Below are 20164 nucleotides of genomic sequence, written 5' to 3' on the forward strand. Positions count from 1 at the left end.
AAGCGGCATTACAGCCAATGAAACCATCACGAAAAAGCCCGGACACATCAACGTGCACCGGGCTTGGCAAAACGCAGGATCAGGCTGGTTGCTTGAGCGTGTCGTACGCCTCCAGCGAGCGCAGCGAGTAGATATACGCCGCGCCAGCATTCAACGAGATGGCGGTTGCCAAGGCGGCGGCGACTTCCTCGCGGCTGGCGCCGGCCTTGATGGCGGCGTCGGTGTGGACCCCGATGCAACCGTCGCAGTGGGTGGTGATCGCGACCGCGAGGGAGATCAGCTCGCGGGTCTTGGCGTCAAGCACGTTGTTTTCGCTGGCGGCTTCTCCAAGGGCCATATAGGCCTTGACCATTTTAGGGTTGCTGCGGCCCAGGGCACCAAAGGCTTTCTGGATGGTAGGCAACAATTCGGACCAATTATTGAACATGGCGTTAACTCCTGAGTGGGTTGGGTGTACTGTTTCAACGCCCTCAGTTTTCCACTTGGGTGCGGGTCGGGTTTGTTCGATCCGCTCAGCTTTTGTCGCGAAACGCTCAAATGAATGCCATCGATAAACTCATCAGCCTGGCCAACGTGCGCGGCAGCCTGGACCTGCGTTGTCAGTTCCAGGGTGACTGGGCCCTGGACCACGAACAGGAGACACTCGGCAACGCGCCCTACCACATCGTGCTGGCAGGCGAATGCCGTGTTGAGTTTCCCGACGGCCAGCGCTTGCCCATGCGTGCCGGCGACATCCTGTTATTGCCTCGCGGCGCCCCCCATGTCATGCACAGCCCCGGAAAAACCGTGGCGCCGACCTCGCCGAAGGTCATCAGCGGCGGCACACTGCCGATCCATCGCATCGGCGGCGCCAGCCCGGACCTGGACATGCTCTGTGGTGGATTCCACTTCAATCGCGCCTCGCTGCTGTTCGCGTCGCTGCCCGAATACCTGGTGATCCCCAGCGGTGCGCTGCCGGCCAACGGACCGTTGCCGGCACTGGTCGATGTCATTCGCGCCGAAGCGGACGCGAACAAGGCCGGCGCGCGCTTCCTGCTCGATGCGCTGTCCCAGGCACTGTTCACCTTGATCCTGCGGGCCCACCTGGCCAACCACGGCCAGGACAGTGGATCACTGGCCCTGTTGGGCGATAAACGCCTGGGCCGCGCCTGGCAATCCATGTTGGACGACCCCGCCCACGAATGGACCATTCAGAGCCTGGCGGACCTGGCGAGCATGTCCCGGGCCAATTTCATGCGGGCGTTCGTCAAAGTGGCCGGCGTCTCACCGTGGGTGCTGTTGACGCAGGTGCGCATGGAGCTGGCGTTCAGCCTGCTGAGCCACTCCCATCTGGGCTTGAGCGATATTGCCGTGCAGGTCGGCTACCAATCCCAGGCGGCGTTCAGCAAGAAATTCAAGGAACTCTATGGCGAGGCGCCGGGGCGCGTGAGGCGGACGATCTAATCCGCCTGCATCGCCGGTTTCAGGCCTCAAGCACCAAAGGCTCGCTGCCCTGGGCCGGTACCGCACAGCAGATCAGCACTTCGCCCTCGGCCACAGGCTCGGCGGGTTGGGTCAGGTAATGCACCTGGCCTTGGGTCATGCGGGTTTTGCAGGTGCCGCAAGAACCGCCGCGGCAACTGAATTCCGGATTCAGGCCACGGGCCTCGGCCAGTTCCAGCAGCGTCCCGCTGCCCGGTTCCCAGCGCGCCTCCTTGGCGGAGCTGGAAAACAGCACTTTCACCGCCTCACTCGCCGCCGGCACCTGTTCGGCCGCCGGTACGCTGACCTCGATGTCACGCACCAACGTGGACGGGCCGAAGGTCTCCGCGTGGATGCGATCATCCGGGATGCGCAACTTGCGCAGGCCGTCGTACAGCGCCTGGGTAAAGGTACCCGGGCCGCACAAGTAAAAATCGTAGTCGTCCAGGGGCAACAGTTGCTTGAGCAGGGCCACATCGATCCGGCCGGCCACGTCATAGTCCTGCCCGGCCTTGCCGTCGGTGGGCGGTTGGCTGACCAGGCGCAGCACCTTCAGCTTGTCACCGGCGCGCGCCACCAACTCGTCGATTTCCTCGCGAAAGGCCAGGTCGGCCAAGTGCCGAGCGCTCTGCACCAGCCAGACCGGGCGCATGCGGCTGATGCGTTTCCCTTGGTAGACGACCTCGCGCAGCATCGACAACAGCGGCGTGATACCGACGCCCGCCGCCAGCAGCACCAACGGCCGGCGCTCGGCGGGATTCACGGTGAAGTGCCCTTGTGGCGCCCGGGCCTCGATGTCATGGCTCGCCTGGATCTGTTCATGCAAATGCGAAGACACCACGCCATCGCGCTTGACGCTGATACGCAGGAAATCGTCCGAGGGCGCGCTGGACACGCTGTAGGTGCGGATCGACGGCGCCTTCTGCCCCTCCAGCAACACCCGCACGGGCAGATGCTGCCCGGCTTCGAACCGGGGCAAGCCGGCACCGTCGGTGGTCTGCAAGTAGAACGAGCGGATGTCGTGGCTTTCGTCCACCACGCGGGTGACCTGCAGCGCGCGCCAGTGGGTCCGCAGCGCTTCGGCCTGCAAGCGCTCGGCGGTCTGCTCCCAGCTACCGGTCATCAGTGAATTGGGCGAGTCGCCTTCGGCCTGATCCTTCCAGCGCAACGGTATCGCCGCCGGACGGTAGACAATGCGCTGTGGGGTAAACCGCAACAGCCGCTCGGCGCCCTGGAACGCGGCGATCTGCGGGTCGTCCAGCAACACCTGCGCCGAACCGCTCATTTGCAGCAAGTCGCCGGTCTGGAAATCGACGAAGACCAAGCCTGCGCGAGGGTTCAGCAGGATATTGCCCAGGGTGTTGAAAAACAGGTTTCCGGAAAAATCCGGGATGGTCAGCGTCCCGTCCTCGTCCATGCGCACGAAACCGGGCTTGCCACCGCGATGGGAGGCATCGACCTGGCGCTCGCCGTCGCGTACCACGTAGGTTGCGATATAGAACGAATCAGCCGCCGTGACCACCCGACGAACCAGCGGATCCGCCACCGCCAGCTCCCGGGACACGGCTGGCTGCTCATCGACAAAGCTGTATTGCCGCAGATTGATGTAGCGCGGGCAGTTGCCATAGGCCTGGCTCACGGAAATCTCCAGGCCATGGTCGAGCTGGCGGCGCACCACGCCATTCATGCGATTGCGCCGACGGGTGTGCAGCTCGATACCCAGCATGCCGATGGCATCGCCCTCGCCCATGCCCGCCTGGGCCGGGTCCTCGGGCTGCGGATCGAAACGGATATGCAGCGTTTCAGGATCCGGTGAATTCATGAAACCGGGCTGGCCGGTGCGCAGGGTCGCCCAGACATCGCCCTGGCGATCTACGGCCCCCAGCACCACGAACGGCAGTTGCGCATAGAACTCACGGTGCTGGTCCGGCATCCAGGTGCGCGCCAGTTGCCGCTGACCGACACTGGCCATCATCTCCACCGCCCCGACGGAGCGCTGCAAGGTCAACTCACCTTCATGCCAGGGCGAAGGTTGTGCTTTCGTGGCTTCGTTCATCAGCTACTCCTTGCGCCCCCGGCTGTGCAACGGGGTGAATGCGCTGTGGTCAGGAAGGTCCATCACACCTTTGGCGAACGGTGCATGCGGTGGAGCCATCTTCTGCCCAAAGCGGCGGCGCAGGAATACGCGTGGATTGAAATCCACTGTTGCACGAAATGGAATGACCAGCGGCGCTGGCGGCCTGGACGTACGTTGACGCTAGACCCGCCAGGCAAAGTTCTTGGTCAGCTCCAGCAAGGTCGCCCGCAACTCCGGCGGCCGCACCGGTTTGGCCAGGATCGAAATGTTCATGTGGTGCAGCGCATGGCGAATGCGCTCGATCTCATGCCCGGTCATGATCATCGCCGGCACCTCCCAGCCTCGCTGCTCACGGATCGCCGCAATGCATTCGGCGCCGGAGACCTTCGTGCCCAAGTCGAAATCGGCAATGATGATGTCGCAGTCGCTGGTCACGCCAACCCCGTCGCTGTGGGTCTCGACGACACATCCCCACTTCTCCAGCAGTGCCGACGTTGCCATCAGCACGTTGGAGTCGTCTTCCACCAGGCACACCCGCAATCCTTGAAGACGATTTTGAGCGGCGACCGGCCTGTCTACAGGGGTTCTCGGCGCGATCATTTCCAAGCCTTGGATCATCGCGCGGGTGCCTTTCCCAAGCCTGGAATCCAAACGGATATCCAGGTTGATCAGGTGGCTGATGCGCTTGACGATCGACAACCCCAGGCCCAACCCCTCGACATCCTTGTCACGCACGTGACGCACCCGGTAGAACTCCTTGAACACCTCGGGCAGATGCTCGGCGGCAATGCCTCGTCCCTTGTCATAGATGACGATCGCCAGGCCATCGCCTTTCGGACGCACGCCAATCAGCACCGGTTGCCCGGAGGCGTATTTGAGCGTGTTGGAGACGAGGTTCTGCACCATGGTGGCCAGCAAGCCGGCATTGACCTGCACCCAATGCCGGCAGGGCCGCAAGCGCAGCTCGACGCCGGCCCAACGGGCGGCCTCGGTGTTCTGCTTGACCACATCCTGCAGCAGCGCCCCGAGGTTCACCGGCTCGGCCTGTGGTTCGAGCTGGCCGTTGTCGAGGGTGTAGATGTCGAGGATCGAACGAAACAGTTGCGACACGATGTGCAGCGAGCGGTCGATGTTGTCCACCAACCGTAGCTCCTCCCGACCGAGCCTGGCATCGCGCAGGCAGGCGGTGAACAGGCCGATGGAGTGGATCGGCTGGCGCAGGTCATGGCTGGCCTGGGCCAGGAACCGGGATTTTTCCTGATTTGCCGCAATCGCCTCCTCCGAAGCGATGCGGGTGCGTGTCAACAGGATGTGCGCGTAAGCGGGCACCACGATCGTCGTGACGATCAGCGTCAGGAACAGGAACGGCTGGCCGCGCCAGAACGGCGTGAACAGGAAAATCGCCACCAATGTCGCCAAGGCAATCAACGTCGCAATCATCAGGTAGCGTGTACCGAAGCGCATGCCGTTGCCCAGCGTGACCCACAGCACCGCCGCGTAAAGCGGCAGCGCGCCCTCTCCGCCGACGATCAGGGCAAAGGCCAGGCTCACGTAGTCGAGCGTCATGGCGAACAGCCGACGCAAGAAAAAATGCCCCGGCCAACGCTTGATTGCCATGCGCAACGGAATCGCGACGCTGAAGAAAAAAGTCATGTACCACATGATCGGTACATAAGTGGCGAAGTCGCTGGTCGAGAGGCTCGCCACGACGAAGATATACAGCGAGGCGCAGGCACCGACAGTCAATCGCAACGTGGCCTGGTCCAACTCGCTATTCTTTTCAGTCATATTCAAACGAATCTCCCGTTCTAAAAGTTTGTTTCAACATTGAAACCCAGCGCCATTGTTTAAGGTACGATGCGCGGGACTTGAAGATCAGGAGGATCTTTCGCATGACGTGCAGAGTAATCGTGGCGGATGACCATCCATTGTTTCGCGAAGGTATGCTGAGAACGATTGAAAGGCTCTTGCCGACCGCCATCATCGAACAAGCGGGTAATCTGGACGAAGTATTGACGCTTGCCCGAACAGGCGCGGAAATTGATTCACTGGTACTCGATTTGCGTTTCCCGGGCATTAAGTCCCTGGACGTCATCAGCCAGTTGCGCAATGAATTCAAACGCACTTCCATCATCGTGGTGTCCATGGTCGAGGACATCGACGTCATCGACCAGGTCATGGCGTTGGGCGCAGACGGTTTCATTGGCAAGAACATCGACCCGGCCGGCATCGCCGAAGCCTTCATGGCGATTCGCGAAGGCGAAGTGGTGGTGAGATACCATGCGGAGAACTCGATCCTGGGCGATGTCGAAACAACGGCGTTGTCCCAATTGACCACACGGCAACGGGAAGTCCTTGGCCTGGTCGCCGCCGGCAAGACCAATAAGGAAATCGCCAAGGCATTGGGGATTTCACCCTTTACGGTTCGTATCCATGTTTCAAGCTTGCTCAAGGCGCTGGATGTCCCTACCCGCGCGGCGGCTGCCGCTCAATTTTCCAATTATCCGACCGCAAACCAATGGCCTGGCAAACAGCAGACTTGAAGCGTCGGATAACCCTGAGCTTCCCTTAGTGTTTATCCGTCCTGCGCCCCATCGAAGCCATAGCACACTTGTACTATAGCTTGCGTCATTGCCCTCCCCCTAAGCTGTCAGCGCGCCATTAAAGGCCAACACCCCGGTATATAACTTTTCACGCAACATGGCGTGCAGCCCTGCACGTTCCGACGTTTCGTGGATGGCGCTGCGTGCGGCATTGAATTGAATGATTCGCTGGCGTGCGCTGTTGGGTCAACTTCGCGCCTGGCTGGGTGAAATGGAACGGTCCTGAACATTACTCAAGGTGAGTCTTATGTCTTTCAAGTATGGAAAAACACTTAAAAACGGAATGGCACTGTGCTTGCTGGCGGGCGTCCTGGGGGGTTGTACAAACACGGGGGACTTAATGAATTCGCTGAACGCCGGCGCGCAGAAATACAACGTCGGTTACCTGAAGCAAACCATCATTCCGGGCAAGACCACCAAGAGCCAGATCACCCAGATGTTTGGCGCACCGGCGAGCGAGGAGCTCAATTCCACCAGCACCAGCAATGAATCGAACTGGACCTATGACAAAAGGGAAGAAGGCCTGGATAAATACATGAAGCTGGCTCACAAGTATGTCTCCACCGAGACGAGCCTGAAGATGTACGACACCTCCGCGCAAATTTCCAAAGCCCAGGGTGTTGCCAATGACGTCGGTAGCGTCACCGGCCAGAAAACCGGCCAGAGCCAGACCCAGGGCACCGTCCTGACCATTTATTTCGTGGATGACGTGGTGAAATATTACCGGGTCTATTGAGGCGCCCGTTTTATTGAACCGTCTGGGGAGCGGTCCCTCTTGGATTCCCCCCAGACGCAGCCGCCAACCTAGCCGACCCAGCCAATCGCCGTTTTAGGGATCACTTCCGACTCGTCGAGCTTGGACGCAAACATGCTCACCGCCTCCAGCGCATCGGTGGTCCCGGCCCTGATCTGCACGATGACCGATCCCGCCTGGTCCGCCAGGGTTACGCCGCGCAGCGCGCCCTCGTGGGTCACGCTCATGCTGGCCACCGCATCGCGGGTTTCGGAGAGGATCATGCCGATCATCTCGGCGATTTCCGAGGTCGAGCGGCTGGTACGCCCGGCCAGTTGCCGGACTTCATCGGCCACGACCGCAAAGCCCCTGCCCTGGTCGCCGGCCCGCGCCGCCTCGATGGCTGCGTTGAGCGCCAGCAGGTTGGTCTGGTCGGCGATGCCGCGAATGGTGTTGACGATGGCAGTGATCTCTTCCGAACGCGCGCCCAGTTGCCCGACCAGGCGCGCGGAGGCGCCGATGTTTTCGGCGATCTGGCGCATTTCCTTGGCGGTTTGCTGGATCACTTGGGCGCCCTGTTCGGCGACGCGTTCGGTCTCGGAAGAAATATGGTACGCACGGGAAGCACCGCGTGAATCTTCTTCGAACTTTTCCACCCGTTCGGTAATGTCACTGGCGAACTTGACGACTTTGCTCAGTTTGCCTTCCGCGTCATAGACCGGGTTATAGCTGGCTTCCAGCCAAACCACTTTGCCATGTTTGCCGAGGCGCTTGAATTGACCGCTGAAGAACTCGCCGGCATTGAGACGACGCCAGAAGTCGCTATATTCGGAAGCGTTGACCAGGCTCGCCTCGCAGAACAAGCGATGGTGCTTGCCCTTGATCTCCGCCAGGGAGTAATTCATGGTTTGGAGGAAGTTTTCATTGGCGGTCAGGATATTGCCGCCCAAGTCGAATTCGATCACCGCCATGGCCCGATCCAGTGCCGCCAGCCGGCCACGGATTTCCGCATCGCTGGCCACCCGAGCGGTGACGTCCAGTGCGTACTTGACCACTTTCACGACTTTGCCCTGCTCATCCAGGACCGGGTTGTAACTGGCCTCCAGCCAGACATTGCGGCCTTGGCCGCTGATCCGCTGGAACGTCCCGGAAACGAATTGACCGGACCGCAGCCGGTCCCAGAACTCCCGGTATTCGGCACTGCCGGCCAACGCAGGGGTACAGAAATTGCGGTGCGACAAGCCCGCCAATTGATCTTCGCGATAACCCATGGTGTTGAGAAAGTTCTGGTTGGCCCGAAGCACTTTTCCATCCGGGCTGAACTCGATCACGGCCATGGACCGCTCCAGCGCACCGACCAATCCCTTATAGGTTGCCAAGTCGGCCGTCCTGGCCGTCAGTTCATTTTTTAGTGTTGTGTTAAACATGACGTACCCTCGACGAACCCAGGAAAATTCACCGGACCTCAGATGGCTATCGGCGAATAATTCAAGGACTGAAATGGTTCGAACGAATTATCTTTTGACGTCAAGAAAGACTATATCGGCGCACTTTATGGACTATCGCCAAAGGAAATATAGCGACCGCGCCGAGGCCTGAAAAAACGCTTATCGCGTGGAATATTTCATATTGATGATTTCACTGATCCGTTCCGGAACACCGTTGAACGCAGGCGTGACCGAGCGAATCGACTGGCCGCGATAAGGACCGTCCACCGGGAACCAGTTATGCACCACGACGACCTGCCTGGCGGCACCGCCCGTGGTGATTTCGTTGGTGAACTTGCACGTATCGAATGTCCCGAGCGCGGTCGTGAGGGTTTCCCGGCCGTTGTAGGTCAGCTTCTCGGAAATATCGAACTCAACTGTGCCGCCGGCACTCTGCGCCTTGTTCTTGTAGTTGACGGTGACCGTCTGGCCAGGCTGCAGATCGATCGGCGTGGCGGGCGGCGGGCTGTATGTCGAAGTCACCAGCGACGCCCCATCGCCATGCCGGTCGCCGTAGCGAATCAGTTGGCCATCCTTGATTTGCGCATAGGTCTTGGTGAGGTAAAACGGCACGTTGTTCAGATACGACGTGTGCAGTGATACCACCGGATCGGCGCCGGCAAAGGCTTCACGGGCCAGGGTCTCGGTTTTACTGCGACTGGTGGTTGGCGAAAGATTGTCGCGACTTTCCGACATCACCACGGTGCCCGGCTGGAAATCGGTCTCGCGGGTGCAGGGAGCGGACGACACGTCTGCCGCGTATGCCGCCGACGCAGCGGTCATGACGGTCCATGTACAGACGACAAGGGCGAGCCCCCCGGCGACACGCTTGCGATCATCGGTGTTCACGTCTGGATGGCTTGACGGTGTGTTATTCAAAAGCAGCTCCCTGTCGATTCGACTCATTTGCCCACTGCCCTTGTCTGCCTGGCAGAGCGCCCATAGATTAGAGTCCATGTCTCGACGCGTGCCATAGCGCAAATGTGCTATGGCTTCGTCCCGGAACACATGCATTCAACGATAAGGTACGTTTCATGAGCCAAGCGTCTTACGTTCCGCCCAAAGTCTGGAAACATGAGGCCCCCTCGGGTGGCCAGTTTGCCAGCATCAACCGGCCTGTCGCCGGGCCGACCCACGAAAAAGACTTGCCGATCGGCGAGCATCCCTTGCAGCTCTATTCGCTGGCAACGCCCAATGGCGTGAAGGTCACGATCATGCTCGAAGAGTTGCTGGCCCTCGGGCACGCCGGCGCGGAATACGACGCCTGGCTGATTCGCATCGGCGAAGGCGACCAGTTCTCCAGCGGCTTCGTCGAGGTCAATCCGAACTCCAAGATCCCGGCCCTGCTGGACCGCAGCGTCGAGCCGCCGCTCCGTGTGTTCGAGTCCGGTTCGATCCTGCTGTACCTGGCGGAAAAATTCGGCGCCTTGCTGCCCAGCGATCCAGCCGGCCGTACTGAAACCCTGAACTGGCTGTTCTGGCAGATGGGCTCGGCGCCTTACCTGGGCGGCGGTTTCGGCCATTTCTACGCCTACGCGCCAGAAAAAATGGAGTACCCGATCAACCGCTTCACAATGGAAGCCAAGCGCCAACTGGATGTGCTGGACCGTCGCCTGGCTGAAAACCGCTACCTGGCCGGCGACCAGTACACCATCGCCGACATCGCGGTCTGGCCGTGGTACGGCCAACTGGTGCGGAACAACGTGTACTCGGCGGCCGAGTTCCTGTCAGCCCACGAATACACCCACGTGCAGCGCTGGGCCGAGGAAATCGCCAATCGGCCCGCGGTCAAGCGAGGACAGCGTGTCAACCGGACCTGGGGCGATGAGGCGAGCCAGGTGCCGGAGCGGCATCGGGCGCAGGATCTGGAGTAGCCGTGACCTGACACGCCGTCATCGGCTACCCCGGCTGCTTCATTTCAACCCATTGGACAGGAATTGCTGCAGGCGCTCGCTGCGCGGGTTGTCGAGGATCTCGGCCCCGCCCTGCTCCTCGACCTGGCCCTGATGAAGAAACAGTAGTTGGCTCGAGACCTTGCGGGCGAAGCTCATTTCATGCGTCACCATGATCATGGTCCGACCTTCCTCCGCAAGTCCCTGGATGACCTTGAGTACCTCTCCCACCAACTCAGGGTCCAGGGCAGAGGTCGGCTCGTCGAAGAGCATGACTTCGGGTTCCATCGCCAACGCGCGGGCAATGGCGACCCGTTGCTGCTGGCCGCCCGACAGAAAGGCTGGAAACTGTTCGGCCACCCGTGCCGGCAGCCCGACCTTTTCCAGGTAATGCCGGGCCCGTTCTTCAGCTTCCTTTTTACCGACACCCAGCACCCGGCGCGGCGCAAGGCTGATGTTGTCGAGCACCGTCATGTGCCCCCACAGATTGAAATGCTGGAATACCATCGCCAAGCGCGTGCGCAGGCGCTGCAACTCACTGGCGTCGGCCACGTGCAGGCCCAGGTGATCCTTGACCATGCGAATCGGCTTGCCGTCCAGGCTCATGGCGCCATCGTTGGGGGTTTCGAGAAAATTGATACAGCGCAGGAAGGTACTTTTACCGGAGCCGCTGGCGCCGATCAGGCTGATGACATCGCCGGTACTGGCTTTGAGCGACACGCCCTTGAGCACTTCGTGGTTGCCGTAGCTTTTGTGCAAATCTTCAACGGTCAGTTTGTACATGTCGCAATCTTCTTCTTTAAGCGGATCGGGATGGGCAACGTTCAGGCAGGCATGACTAATGAGCCGGGCCGAGGAAAGCCAGCCAGCGACGCTCGGCGAGGCGGAACAGGCCGACGAGTGCGAACGTCACCGCCAGGTAGATCAGCGCTGCTATGCCAAACGATTGGAAGGTCAGGAAGGTCGCGGAGTTGGCGTCCCGGGCCACTTTCAAGATGTCCGGTACCGTCGCGGTGAAGGCCACCGTCGTGGAATGCAGCATCAGGATGACTTCGTTGCTGTAGTACGGCAGCGAACGGCGCAGCGCGGAAGGCATTATCACGAAGGCATAGAGCTTCCAACCGGACAGGCCATAGGCTTTGGCCGCCTCGACTTCACCATGGGCCATGCTGCGAATGGCCCCGGCGAAAATCTCCGTGGTGTAGGCGCAGGTGTTAAGGGCAAACGCCAGGATCGTGCAGTTCATCGCATCGCGAAAGAACGCATCCAGCAACGGCTGCGCCCGTACCGCCGCCAGGCTGTAGATGCCGGTGTAACAGATCAGCAACTGGATATAGAGCGGCGTTCCGCGAAACAGGTAGGTGTAGAACTGCACCGGCCAGCGCACCAGGCAACGGGACGAGACCCGGGCAATGGACAGCGGGATCGACACGATGAAGCCGACGAAAAGGGAGGCGCTGAGCAGCCACAGGGTCATCGCCAGGCCCGTGATCTGCTGCCCATCGCTGTAGAAAAATGGCTCCCCATACAATTTAAGTAGTTCGATCATCGCACGGCCTCCCGGCAACCCGTTGCATAACGCCGTTCCAAGTGACGCAGGACAACGTTGGAGACGCTGGTGATGACCAGATAGGCCAACGCCGCCAGCACCAGGAAAAAGAACAGTTGGTAGGTGCTCTTGCCGGCGTCCTGGGCGGCTTTTACCAGGTCAGCCAGGCCGATGATCGAGACCAGCGCAGTGGCCTTGAGGATGACCATCCAGTTATTGCCCAGTCCCGGCAGGGCAAAGCGCATCATCTGCGGAAAAATCACCAGGCGAAAGCGTTGCGCCCGGCTCAAGCCATAGGCAGTGGCGGCTTCCAGTTGCCCACGGGGGACGGCAAGCATCGCGCCGCGAAAGGTCTCGGTGAAATAGGCACCATAGATGAATCCGAGGGTGAGGATCCCGGCCGCGAACGGGTTGATCTCGATGTAGTCCCAACCCAGCGCGACCGTGAGCATCGTCAGCCAGGTTTGCAGGCTATAGAAAATCAGCAGCATCAGCACCAGGTCCGGTACGCCGCGAATAAGCGTGGTGTAGAGCTGCGCCGGCATGCGAAGCCATTGCTTGCCGGAGAGCTTGGCGCTGGCCCCGGCGAGCCCCAGCAGCACACTGAGCAGCAGCGAAGCGACGGACAATTTGACGGTCATCCAGGCACCGTTCAGCAACAGCGGCCCGAAGCCCTTCAGGCTGAACCCTGCGAGCCCCAGCGCGTTTGATAGTGTGTCGATCATGGTCAGCAACCTCAGGCGAAAAGATGCCCATCCCCGCGGACGAGCGTCGGAGGGTCATTTGCCGCTGTAGAGATTCAGATCGCCGAAATATTGCTTCTGGATCGAATCGTAGGTGCCATCGTCATGGAGCGCCTGGATGGCCTTGTTCAACAGGGCCTTCAAGTCGGCGTTGCCCCTGGCAATGCCGATGGCCGTCTTGGCCGGCAGGTAGGGGCTGTCCACGGTGTTGCTGAGTTCATAACCGGCACTTTGAGGCGACGCCATGAAACCCAGTTTCGCTTGCAGCGTGTCCTGGATGGAGGCGTCCAGGCGCCCCGCCACCAGGTCGTAATAAACCTGATCCTGATTCTGGTAGGACTGGGTTTTCACACCCGCTTTCTCCAGGACGGATTTTGCGTAGGCCTCCTGGATGCTGCCCTGGAAATAACCGACGGTCTTGCCCTTGAGCGAAGCCACCTCCTCGCTCAGCCCCGAACCTTTCTTGAACACGTAGGAGGTAGGACCGGAAAAGAGTTCGTCCGAAAAGTCGATGGCTTTTTCGCGTGTGGGGGTCACGGTCATGGAAGACAGGATCCCGTCGAACTTGCCGGCCCTCAGACCAGGAATAAGACCGTCGAAATCGCTCTCGACCCAGACGCACTTGACCTGCAGCCTGGCGCAAATAGCGTTGCCCAGATCGATATCAAACCCTTTGAGGCTGCCATCGGCCGATTTGGATTCGAAGGGCGCGTAGTTGGCATCGACACCAAAGCGCAGTGTCGTGTAGTCCTTGGCCGAAGCCACGCCCACACATAACGGTAACAGCAGGACCGCACACAACTTTCTCAACGAATTCATAAATACATCCCTAACTATTGTAATTGGATTAAGGGCAATCGATGTCGGGCACTGTTTGTTCCACGAGTGCAACGATTTCGACTTGAACATTACCGGAGCGTCGCGGTTTTACGAATATGGCAAAGTGAACGATATTGCGAGCAAACCGCTCGCCTTTCAGGCAGAGACCAACTTCATCATCAACAAACCACTGACAATCAGGACCGCAGCCACGACGCGCGACAGGCTGGCCGGTTCGCCCAGAAAAACGATGCCGACCACGAAAGCTCCCACCGCGCCAATGCCTGTCCAGATGGTATAGGCGGTGCCGAGCGGCAAACTTTTCATTGAATAGGAAAGCAAGGCAAAACTGGCAATGACCGTTATAAGGGTAACTACTGTCGGGCCGACCCGAGTCAATCCATCGGACTGTTTCATTGAAAACGCCCAGACCACTTCAAGTATTCCTGCAATTATCAAACTTAGCCAAGCCACAACTTAACTCCATTGAATGTACAGGCAATTATCCAAGGTCACTCAGAAATACCTGAATGCGATAACTGCTAAAGATCTTGTTAAAAGAACCCCCGCTGGTACGGGGGCAAAGACGGGTTGACCAAACCCAGTTGCGCGACCTGATCAGCCAAGTTACTTGAATGTTTCATCCAGTGCGGCGGTGATGTCGCTGATCAGATCTTCGGGATCTTCCAGGCCGACCGAAAAGCGCAAATGCCCGTACTGGCGGAATTCTTCAGGGTACTTGTCGAAACCGCCCCGGCCCTCCGCGCCGACGTGCACGATCAGCGACTCATCATGCCCCAGTGATACCGCTGACGTGATGATGCGCAGGTTCGAGACAAAGCGGTTTTGCGTGTCCGGATCACCTTTCACCGCAAACGCCATCATGGCCCCGTACCCCTTGCCGGCGAACTGTCGGCGCGCTAATTCGTGCTGGGGATGCGATGCCAGCCCGGGATAATAGACGTAGGCGATGCGATCGTCGGAATCGAGAAATTCAGCGACCCTCTCGGCGCTGCTCAGTAGCTGCTTCAGGCGCAGCGGCAGCGTGACCGAGCCGCGCATGATCATCCAGGCGTTGAACGGCGAGATCGTCGCGCCTAGGTCGACCAGCGCATCGTTCTTTATTTTGTCGATCAATTGCTGGGTGCCGATCACCACGCCGCCCATGGCATCGCCGTGGCCATTGATGTACTTGGTCAACGAATGCACGACGAAATCGACACCCTGCTGGCTTGCGCGGAAAAACGGCGGTGGCGTGAACGTCGCGTCCACGCTGATCAACGCGCCGTGGGCATGGGCAATGTCAGCCAACGCTCCAATGTCCGCCACCTTGGTGGTCGGGTTGGCGATCACTTCGGTGTGGATCAGCCGGGTATTGGGCCGTAGGGCCTGGCGTACCGTATCCAGGTCGCCAACGTCGACAAACGTCGCTTCGATGCCGTAGCGCTCAGGCAGCAGTTCCGCAAAGAGCCGCCAGACCGCCTGATAGGTAATATCGCTGACGATGACGTGATCGCCGCTCTTCAGGAATGAGAAAAACACCGAATGCAGCGCCGCTACGCCGGTGGCGAATACCACAGCCGCTTCACAACCTTCCAGTGCGGCGAGTTTTTTCTCCAGGCACACCTGGTTATGACCTTGGTTGCGCGTGTACACCAGCCCGTCCGGACTCGACCAGTCCATGGTGGCCGGGTCTTCAGGCAGTAGATAAGAGTTGGCCATCACCAGGGGCGTGCGAACTGCGCCACTGGTGGCGTCGGCAACGTTGCCGCCATGCACCGCCAGGGTGGCCGCAGACAGCGAGGACAGGTTCTTTTTATCAGGACGCATCGGTATTTCCTCAGAAGGATGTTGTTGTCTTGCCGGGTGAAATCACGCTTGCACCGGTGCCTGTATGGTTAAGGCAGACGACCTTGGGCTGGGTCATCTCCTCGTAGGCAAAACGCACGCCTTCGCGGCCCATGCTTCCGTATTTGAAGCCGCCGAAAGGCATCGCATCAAAACGGAAGTCCGACGAATCGTTGATCATCACACCACCCGCCTCCAGCCGTTTGGCGGCGCTCAGGGCAACGTTCAGGTCTCGGGTGAAAATGCCGGCGTGCAGGCTGTATTGCGGCTCATTGGCCAGCGTCAAGGCCTCATCCAGCGAGCCCACCGATTGCAGCATCACCACCGGACTGAAGACTTCCTCGTACCAGAGCGGACAGTCGCAGCCGACGTTTTCCAGGACCGTTGGCGAATACAGCGAGCCCACGCGCAGGTTGCCGAACAGCAACGTGGCGCCGTGATCAACCGCTTCGTTGACCAACGCTTCAGCGCGCTTGGCCGCCGCTTCGCTGATCATGGGACCGACGTCCGTGCGCTCGTTCGCAGGATCGCCGACGACCAGTGCGCGGGTCTTTTCGACAAAGCCTTTTTTGAAGGCGTCAAAGGCCGGCGCCTCGATCAAGATGCGTTGAGTGCCAATGCAGTTCTGCCCCGCTGCCCAGAACGCACCCGACACGCAGGCGTCAATGGCAGCGACGAGATCGCTGTCGGCCATGACGATTACCGGCGCATTGCCGCCCAGGTCCATTGCCAGTTTCTTCAGGCCGGCGATACGGGAAATCTGCTCACCGGTGACGAAGCCCCCGGTGAACGAAACCATGCGCACCGCGCGATGCGCGACCAAGGCCTTGCCCAACGCAGCGCCACCTGTCGCAACGCTCACCACGCCGGGCGGCAAGCCGGCGTCGATCAGGCAACCCACCAGTTTGATCGCCGACAGCGGCGTCAACTCGGAAGGCTTGAGCACGACCGCGTTCCCACCTGCGATGGCCGGTCCGAGCTTATGGGCCACCAGATTCAGCGGATCGTTATAAGGCGTGATAGCGACAATGACGCCGAGCGGCTCGCGGGTGTACCAGCCCTGGCGGGACTCCGACCCGGCGTAGGCATCGAACGGGATCACCTCGCCGGCATTGCGCCTGGCTTCCTCAGCGGAGAGTTTCAAGGTGTTGATGCAGCGCGAGACTTCCTTCCTTGCTTGCTTCAAGGTTTTCCCGGACTCGGCCACGATAAGCCGGGCAAACGCATCCCTGTCGGCATCGACACCTGACGCGGTGGCTTCCAATATCCGCGCCCGTTCATGTCGCGGCAGCTCCCTGGCAACCAGAGCCCCCAGCAGTGCCATGTCAATCAGCGGGGTCGCTGATGAAGCGGGCATGTCCATCACCTCACCCACTGGAGAACCGTCAAAGGGGTTGCTAACAACCATCGCCTTATAATCAGCCGCGAGCGAGAGACTCAAATTATTCATAATGATGGACCTGTTGTTTCAATACCAAACAGGTAACTGCACAGTCAGTCACGGCACGTTCTCGTTGTTATAGTTAGGTACCGACGATGATAATTCCGCCATTGATCTTTACGAAGATGGCAAACAGCGCGTTATTACGAGCAATTTGCTCGCGCATCGGCACACTTCGCTTTCCTGCTTACTTAGTACAAGACAAGACGAAAGACGTGACGGTATTCAAGACACCCGGCAACGCCGAGATCTCGCTCCATACTTTGTGGATGCGATCCGAATTCAGCGCCTCTACGGTCAAGACGATGTCGAGATCACCGCTCATCACGTTGCAGGACGTGACTTCGGGCATGGTGGCCACTGACCGGACCACCTCGGCATCGCGCATCCGGTCCTTTCGATAGACAAAGACCAGCGCCCTGATAGGCCCTGCTTCCGCCGCCGGCGTGCCCTTGACGATGGTATATCCCCGGATATAACCATCGCGTTCCAATCGCTCAATCCTGAGTCGCACGGCATTGCGCGACAAATTGACTTTCAAGCCGATTTCATTATGGGCAAGCCGTGCATGACGGGTCAGCTCATCCAGTATTTTTTCATCAACTTTATCGAGAACACGTTTCATCGCTGACTCCGGTTTTATAACGAGCGAGACTCCGTGTCTTTGGACAAGTCATCAATAAACTGCACCAGCGCGGTTATATCATTGGGTATTGAAATACAGCTTCGGTCGGACAAACGCTGCAGCCCTGCATCACTGATCGATGGATGGGTGGTCGCCAGGCAAATCATCGGAATCAGCAAGCTGCGCCGGCTGACACGCGCCGCACGCAAGCCGATGGCCGTGGGTGGACTGATCAAATAACCGCTATGTACGAAAACCTCATGGATGCTATTGAAGGCATCCGCATCCTCCACAGCGAGGGAGTCGAACAATTTGCGCGCTTGCAGCCATTCGTCCTGTTCCAACTGGATCCGCCCGTCTTCCTCCAGCCGCTCCATGTTCCTGGCGACTTTGTTCCCGCAACCATTGAGCACACTCCATTGCAACCGCTCGAAGTTCGAAGCCACGGAGACGTTCATGCACGGCGTCTGGGTCGCGCGGATTTCATGGCGGCGGTAGAGGTTGTTCTGCAGGAATTCGTGCAGGCCCGCATTGGCGTTGGTGGCCACGATCAATTGCCTGATGGGCAAGCCCATTTCCCTGGCCACGTACCCTGCGTACAGCGCACCGAAGTTGCCGGTGGGCACGCTGAAGGCCACCTCCCTCTTCGGTGCCCCGAGTTGAAGCGCCGAATAGAAAAAGAACGACAGGTGCGCCAGTACCCTTACCCAATTCACCGAATTGAAGGAGATGAGCGATTTGCGGGTTCGGTGGCTGCCCTTGAGGAACTTCTCGCATAACCGATGGCAATCGGCATAGTCCCCATCGACTTCGATGTTGATGACGTTGGATTGCCCGGTGCTCAACAAACGCCGTCGATGTGCTTGCGTCATGCCCCGTGACGGGTGCAGCACGACCACTGTCACGCCATGCACGCCGTTAAAAGCCTTGATCGCCGCTGCACCGGTGTCGCCGCCGGTACAGCCCACCACCAAGGCCTCCTTGCCACTCTTGGACAACGTGTACTCAATCAGCCGGGCCATCAGCTGTAGGCCGAAGTCCTGGTAGACGTTGGCGGGCCCGTGAAACAACTCCAGCACCCACTCGTTAGTCGCCGTCTGGTAAAGCGGCGCGACCGCCCTGCTCTTGAAGCCGCAATAGGCCTGCTCGACGATTCGGGACAACTGTTCCCGAGGTATCCAGTCGCCCAGGAAGGGACCGATCACCTGGCAGGCCAGTTCATGGAAAGGTAGCCACTCCAGCCTGGAAAGCGCCTGCTCCGTAAACCGAGGCACCTTGCCAGGAACGAACAATCCGCCATCCGGGGCATACGCGCCCATGAGCACTTCGCTGAATGCGTAGGTCTTGCCGGGTGTCCGTGTGCTGACGTAGTTCATGAATGAGACACCCTCTTGCCCTCTGCGGGACGACAACCTGTTGTTCAGTGAGCGCCAGGACCGGCCAATGCACTCTCGATCTGCGCACCCGGCATCATCGCCTGCAACCCTTCGATCAGCCTGTCTCCCGCCTCTGTCAACGCTTCGAGCGGCATCGCCGGCAGGCTTTCGAGGATGAACCACATGTGCCTGGCGTCCGCATCGAGACGGGTCCTGACGCCCTGTCGCCAGTTCCAGCGACGGCACGTCACACCCTGGTCGTCGCGCCAGACCACTTCGCCGGCGTCTGGAAATTCATGGGCGGGCGCGCCTTCTTTCATGGTGTCGAACGGTTCGGAGCCGTCGGCGATCACGAGCCGCGGCGAGCCTACGTAGGCCTCGATGTTTTCGCCGCCGACGGGGATCGCGTACTCGATGCTGATGGCGTTGTAGAGATCGACGACGGGATCCAGGCTCGGCAAGCTGCCGTCCCGCAGCACGCGCTTGCGCAGGGCCTCGGCAGAGCATGGCGTGCGTTGTGGCTTGGCGCCGAACTGTCGAAACGTGTCGGCCCATTGCTGCAGGTGGGCCTCACCCCAGGCAGGGCCGCCCGCCAGCACCGATTGGCAGGCACGATCCAGGGCCGTGCGGGCGACGTCCGGTTGGGTCAGCGGCGCAGCCTTCACCACGATGCTCAGGGCCCTGAACCCGGGCGCCAGCTCGGCAACGGCTTGGTCGATCAACGGCAGTACTGACAGCATCAAGGTTCTCCAGCGATCCAAATTGGCTTTCATGCTAGTCATCGCCGACCGCCAAAGTCAATATATCGACTTTTCTGGTCGATAAACTCCGACGAGCTGATTGACGACGCCACCGGCAACCGTCGAGAATCCCGGCCTATCTTCCTCACGATTCTTTGGCGATGACCCTGAATACCACTCTATCGACCACGCCTGGCGCGGATGCCCACGCGGTGAGCCTGGCCGTCGCCCGCACGCTCAAGCAGGCGCGCAAGGCTCAGAAAATCACCTTGGACGAGCTGTCCCGGCGCTCGGGCGTCAGCAAAGGGATGGTGGTCGAGATCGAGAAATGCACGGCGAACCCGAGCATCGGCATCTTGTGCAAGATTGCTGCGGCGCTGGGCCTTTCGGTGGCGGATATCGTCAACGTGGCGGAGCCACCGTCGGCCCACATCATCGACAGCCAGGACATCCCCACGCTGTGGACCGGGGAATTGGGAGGCACTGCACGCCTGCTCGCCGGGACGACCGGCCCGAACATGATCGAGTTGTGGCGCTGGGAGATGTTCCCGGGCGAATCCTTTTCTTCAGCCGGACACCCTCAAGGCACGCTTGAACTGTTCCATGTCGAGAAAGGCACATTGAGGTGTGTGGTGGGGGAAACGGAACTGGTGATTCCCGCCGGAAGCTCGGCGGTGGCGAAAACCGATGTCGCCCACGCCTATTCCAACGCGGGCAGGTCGAAGCTGGTCTTCACCATGTCGGTTGCCGAAATACATCAATAGGCATGC

At 59.8% G+C, this 20164-nt stretch carries 20 protein-coding genes and 1 pseudogene; 5 read left to right on the forward strand and 16 right to left on the reverse strand.

From position 1 onward, the window contains the following. Window positions 1-79: 79 nt before the first annotated feature. Window positions 80-427 carry a carboxymuconolactone decarboxylase family protein gene (locus OC610_RS06220; protein ID WP_030140590.1) on the reverse strand — a complete coding sequence of 116 codons (348 nt, stop codon included), beginning with the start codon at window positions 425-427 and terminating at the stop codon, window positions 80-82. Between the two features lie 110 nt (window positions 428-537). Here OC610_RS06220 and OC610_RS06225 point away from each other — a divergent pair, with 110 nt between their 5' ends. Further along, window positions 538-1443 carry an AraC family transcriptional regulator gene (locus OC610_RS06225; RefSeq protein WP_264427033.1) on the forward strand — a complete coding sequence of 302 codons (906 nt, stop codon included), beginning with the start codon at window positions 538-540 and terminating at the stop codon, window positions 1441-1443. Window positions 1444-1462: 19 nt separating this feature from the next. Here OC610_RS06225 and OC610_RS06230 read toward each other — a convergent pair whose 3' ends face one another. Both OC610_RS06230 and OC610_RS06235 read right to left on the reverse strand, forming a co-directional pair. Further along, window positions 1463-3517, reverse strand: coding sequence for an FAD-binding oxidoreductase (locus OC610_RS06230; RefSeq protein ID WP_264427034.1), 2055 nt, complete (start codon window positions 3515-3517; stop codon window positions 1463-1465). A 201-nt stretch (window positions 3518-3718) separates the two neighbouring features. Continuing rightward, entirely contained in the window at window positions 3719-5326 is a 1608-nt protein-coding gene (locus tag OC610_RS06235; RefSeq protein WP_264427035.1) for an ATP-binding response regulator, read from the reverse strand. Window positions 5327-5430: 104 nt separating this feature from the next. Here OC610_RS06235 and OC610_RS06240 point away from each other — a divergent pair, with 104 nt between their 5' ends. Together OC610_RS06240 and OC610_RS06245 are read left to right on the forward strand one after the other, a co-directional pair. Beyond that, window positions 5431-6081: a response regulator gene (locus tag OC610_RS06240; RefSeq protein ID WP_264427036.1), complete on the forward strand. Its 651-nt coding sequence runs from the start codon at window positions 5431-5433 to the stop codon at window positions 6079-6081. A 343-nt stretch (window positions 6082-6424) separates the two neighbouring features. Continuing rightward, entirely contained in the window at window positions 6425-6877 is a 453-nt protein-coding gene (locus OC610_RS06245; RefSeq protein ID WP_080628567.1) for a hypothetical protein, read from the forward strand. A 68-nt stretch (window positions 6878-6945) separates the two neighbouring features. On the opposite strand, the gene OC610_RS29685 is transcribed toward OC610_RS06245, so the two are convergent. The 3 genes and pseudogenes from OC610_RS29685 to OC610_RS06255 form a co-directional block, all read right to left on the reverse strand. Further along, window positions 6946-7530, reverse strand: coding sequence for a methyl-accepting chemotaxis protein (locus OC610_RS29685; protein WP_408636545.1), 585 nt, complete (start codon window positions 7528-7530; stop codon window positions 6946-6948). A gap of 3 nt (window positions 7531-7533) precedes the next feature. After that, window positions 7534-8301, reverse strand: a pseudogene (locus OC610_RS29690) (PAS domain-containing protein); the annotation flags it as partial. A gap of 180 nt (window positions 8302-8481) precedes the next feature. Continuing rightward, window positions 8482-9240 carry a hypothetical protein gene (locus OC610_RS06255; protein WP_408636544.1) on the reverse strand — a complete coding sequence of 253 codons (759 nt, stop codon included), beginning with the start codon at window positions 9238-9240 and terminating at the stop codon, window positions 8482-8484. Window positions 9241-9395: 155 nt separating this feature from the next. On the opposite strand from OC610_RS06255, the gene yghU reads away from it, so the two are divergent. Next, window positions 9396-10235, forward strand: coding sequence for a glutathione-dependent disulfide-bond oxidoreductase (gene yghU / locus OC610_RS06260; protein ID WP_264427038.1), 840 nt, complete (start codon window positions 9396-9398; stop codon window positions 10233-10235). A 39-nt stretch (window positions 10236-10274) separates the two neighbouring features. Here yghU and OC610_RS06265 read toward each other — a convergent pair whose 3' ends face one another. From OC610_RS06265 to OC610_RS06310, 10 genes are all read right to left on the reverse strand, one after another. Then, on the reverse strand, window positions 10275-11036 hold the full coding sequence (locus tag OC610_RS06265; protein WP_217859611.1) for an ABC transporter ATP-binding protein: 762 nt from the start codon (window positions 11034-11036) through the stop codon (window positions 10275-10277). 55 nt (window positions 11037-11091) lie between these two features. Beyond that, window positions 11092-11802, reverse strand: coding sequence for an ABC transporter permease (locus OC610_RS06270; RefSeq protein ID WP_264427039.1), 711 nt, complete (start codon window positions 11800-11802; stop codon window positions 11092-11094). After that, a complete protein-coding gene (locus OC610_RS06275; protein WP_264427040.1) occupies window positions 11799-12527 on the reverse strand; it encodes an ABC transporter permease in 729 nt (242 codons plus the stop codon). Before OC610_RS06275 ends, OC610_RS06270 begins: the two co-directional genes overlap by 4 nt. A 54-nt stretch (window positions 12528-12581) precedes the next feature. Next, on the reverse strand, window positions 12582-13364 hold the full coding sequence (locus tag OC610_RS06280) for a transporter substrate-binding domain-containing protein (RefSeq protein WP_264427041.1): 783 nt from the start codon (window positions 13362-13364) through the stop codon (window positions 12582-12584). A 156-nt stretch (window positions 13365-13520) separates the two neighbouring features. Continuing rightward, window positions 13521-13838 (reverse strand): DMT family transporter, encoded by a 318-nt coding sequence (locus OC610_RS06285; protein ID WP_264427042.1) that lies wholly within the window; start codon window positions 13836-13838, stop codon window positions 13521-13523. Window positions 13839-13991: 153 nt separating this feature from the next. Continuing rightward, window positions 13992-15194: a trans-sulfuration enzyme family protein gene (locus OC610_RS06290; protein WP_264427043.1), complete on the reverse strand. Its 1203-nt coding sequence runs from the start codon at window positions 15192-15194 to the stop codon at window positions 13992-13994. Between the two features lie 10 nt (window positions 15195-15204). Next, window positions 15205-16662 (reverse strand): aldehyde dehydrogenase family protein, encoded by a 1458-nt coding sequence (locus tag OC610_RS06295; protein ID WP_264427044.1) that lies wholly within the window; start codon window positions 16660-16662, stop codon window positions 15205-15207. A 178-nt stretch (window positions 16663-16840) separates the two neighbouring features. Next, complete coding sequence (locus tag OC610_RS06300) at window positions 16841-17278, reverse strand: Lrp/AsnC family transcriptional regulator (RefSeq protein ID WP_217859615.1); 438 nt, start codon at window positions 17276-17278, stop codon at window positions 16841-16843. 14 nt (window positions 17279-17292) lie between these two features. Then, window positions 17293-18654 carry a threonine synthase gene (gene thrC / locus OC610_RS06305; RefSeq protein ID WP_264427045.1) on the reverse strand — a complete coding sequence of 454 codons (1362 nt, stop codon included), beginning with the start codon at window positions 18652-18654 and terminating at the stop codon, window positions 17293-17295. 44 nt (window positions 18655-18698) lie between these two features. Next, window positions 18699-19394 (reverse strand): B3/B4 domain-containing protein, encoded by a 696-nt coding sequence (locus tag OC610_RS06310; protein WP_264427046.1) that lies wholly within the window; start codon window positions 19392-19394, stop codon window positions 18699-18701. 161 nt (window positions 19395-19555) lie between these two features. On the opposite strand from OC610_RS06310, the gene OC610_RS06315 reads away from it, so the two are divergent. Continuing rightward, window positions 19556-20158: a helix-turn-helix domain-containing protein gene (locus tag OC610_RS06315; RefSeq protein ID WP_264427047.1), complete on the forward strand. Its 603-nt coding sequence runs from the start codon at window positions 19556-19558 to the stop codon at window positions 20156-20158. The last annotated feature ends 6 nt before the right edge of the window (window positions 20159-20164 follow it).

This window comes from Pseudomonas agronomica (assembly GCF_025917275.1).
GTDB classification, from domain to species: domain Bacteria; phylum Pseudomonadota; class Gammaproteobacteria; order Pseudomonadales; family Pseudomonadaceae; genus Aquipseudomonas; species Aquipseudomonas agronomica.